Below are 2,612 nucleotides of genomic sequence, written 5' to 3' on the forward strand. Positions count from 1 at the left end.
ATATGAGGATCCCGATGATGTAAACCAATTATTACAGTTTTCCTGCAATGACTGTCATTCCAATAAAACGGAATACCCATGGTACGCAAATGTACAACCGGTAGCATGGTGGCTTAATGATCATGTGATAGATGGGAAGAAACATTTAAATTTCTCAACTTTTGTCAAAATGCCCATAGCCATTCAGAATCATAAATTTGAAGAAATTATTGAAATGGTAGATGAGAAAGAAATGCCATTACCCTCTTATACCAATTTAGGTTTACATAAAGAAGCTGATCTTTCAGAAGATCAAAGGCAAAAGATTATAGTTTGGGCAAAAAATCAAATGAACTATCTAAAAGAAAACTATCCGGCAGATAGCCTGGTAATGCCTAAGAGAAAAAATTAAAGAGAATTTTAGGTTGCTAAGGATATCCCAGACATGTTGTGTGTTAACATCCTAAGTAATATTTGCAAAAAGAACTGAAGTTATTACCTAAACCAAAGTTATAATTTGGTATTGGTTACGAATGTTATTTTTTTACTATCCGGAGACCAGCTTGGTACATTAATAGAACCTTGTCCGCCATAGATGTATGCAATTACCTTTGGTGTTCCTCCTTCGTATGGCATTATACGCAATAAACAATGCTTGTAAAACGGATGATCAGCGGGGTCTATATCCTTGGGAAAGGAAATAAAGGCAATCCATTTTTTATCCGGGCTGATATGCGGAAACCAATCGTTGTATTCGTCAAAAGTCAACTGCGTCTGATCTTCGCCATTTGCTTTCATTTTCCAAAGTTTCATTTTACCGGAACGGGTAGAATTAAAAAAAATGGTTTCACCATCAGGACTATACTCAGGTCCATCATCCAAAGTAGGTTGATAGGTAAGCTGATGTTCTTTACCGGAATCTATATCGATGGTGTAAATATCATACGCTCCATTTCGATTACCGGTAAACACCATTTTTTTATTATCAGGTGACCAACCATGTAAATATGATGCCCCTACTCCTGGTTTTGTGACCATTTTCGGTATAGAATCCCCTTCGGCAGGTAAGTAATACAAAGCAGAGGTTCTGCCATCATCCGGATTATGATTGCTAATCCCCAAAAGTGTACCATCAAATGTGAGGACATGGTCATTATTGTTATTTATGGCAAAACCCGTATTCAAGGGTGAAATAGTATTGGAAGAAATTTCGTAATTATACAAATGCCCTTTGGAATTGTATATTAATCTCTTTCCGTCGGTTGTCCAGTTAGGCGCCTGAATGGAATGTGCAGATTTATAGATAATCTTACGATGCCCGGTAACGACATCCATAATTTCCAGGTTGCTGCCGAGATAATCGCGATAGGGTGTGAAATCCGGATCAACCGGCCTGATAATTCTAACGTTTCTATATTCTGCTGTTTCCATTACCTCCGGATTATGAGAGCAAATATAAATTCCGATGTAAACAGCCTTGTTCAGTTCCATATCCTTTAATTCCACACTTGTAAATTCTTTCCCATATTTGGCTGTAGACATGATATAGGTGTTACCGCTTCTTTCCAATTGAATAACATCCGGAAAAGTATCTGAAGAAATCACTTCGCTGGTTTCCCCTCCTATTTCTCTGCGGTATTGCAAGCTGGTAAGACCATCTCCATGCGTAGTGGCATTCACGTGTTTTGAATTTGCATCTAAATTGTTTTTGACTATCCATCCAACCTTTCTATGTGGATCTATTCCGGTTCCCAAAAACTTCACTTCAGCCCTAAGAATAAAATCGCCCTGGATCGTGGTCCATAAATATTGAAAATCATCCTTCCCAAACCACATATTGGTTCCTGAGCCACCAATTTTATAGGTTTGATTTTCTACAGAATATTCTGAAAAACCTTTTATCCTACAATCGCCGATATCGCTGTTGTTATCAAAAATTCCTATTTGGTTCTGGGCTTGTACCGCATTAATCGCTAAAATAGTACAGCTTAGAAGTAGGTAATATAGTTTTGAGATTTTCATTAGATATAGCTTTATTCTAATTAAAATTAATTGCTGCTAACACTTAGTGATACCACTGATTTTGAAGGTATATTTACCTGAATCCCTGACTGATTTTTTTTGTAATCCGAAAACTTTTGAATATGAATCTGCTCCTCTTTACCAAAATCATTTAGTGCGTTCATTTTGTCAGAAGTAATAATACTGGCAGTGATCGTGCCCCAATTTTCCATTCCAGGAATTTCAATAGAGGTTGGCAAATTCCTATTGGGATCTACATTGGCAATGGTAATATTTACATTTTCATTCTTATCCCTCGAAGCCGAAACCGACAAAGCGGGTATTTGACCATTTTCATTTTCATAATTTTGAGAAGCTACTTCAGTTGGCAGATGTATTGCATCCTGATGTACCTTGTACATCTTGAACACATAGAAAGTAGGGGTCTTTACCATTTGATTCTCCCGGGTAAGGATCATGGCTTGCAAGACATTTACAGTTTGAGCAATATTTGCCATCTTGATGCGTCGGGCATGATTATTAAAAATATTCAGTCCCAGGGCAGCTACAAGAGCATCCCTAAGGGTGTTCTGCTGATAAAGAAACCCCGGGTTCGTGCCTGGTTCCACATC

The 2,612-nt window shown here is 37.7% G+C and carries 3 protein-coding genes; 1 reads left to right on the forward strand and 2 read right to left on the reverse strand.

The genetic code is table 11. The features are described 5' to 3' along the window. A partial coding sequence (locus WBN20_RS15835; protein WP_424282380.1) for a heme-binding domain-containing protein occupies positions 1–391 on the forward strand: 391 nt, incomplete at its 5' end. Positions 392–489: 98 nt separating this feature from the next. Here the strand turns inward: WBN20_RS15835 and WBN20_RS15840 are convergent. Beyond that, the gene (locus WBN20_RS15840) at positions 490–2,001 is read right to left on the reverse strand and encodes a TolB family protein (RefSeq protein ID WP_424282381.1); all 1,512 of its coding nucleotides are present in this window, start codon (positions 1,999–2,001) and stop codon (positions 490–492) included. Between the two features lie 26 nt (positions 2,002–2,027). After that, positions 2,028–2,612: alpha-L-arabinofuranosidase C-terminal domain-containing protein (locus WBN20_RS15845; protein ID WP_424282382.1), on the reverse strand; the 585-nt coding region annotated here is incomplete at its 5' end.

Source organism: Eudoraea sp., assembly GCF_049665975.1.
Lineage (GTDB): Bacteria > Bacteroidota > Bacteroidia > Flavobacteriales > Flavobacteriaceae > Eudoraea.

Bases quoted from the DNA above. Each gene is read 5' to 3' on its own strand.
- WBN20_RS15840 (WP_424282381.1), bottom strand. From the start codon at position 2,001: ATGAAAATCTCAAAACTATATTACCTACTTCTAAGCTGTACTATTTTA.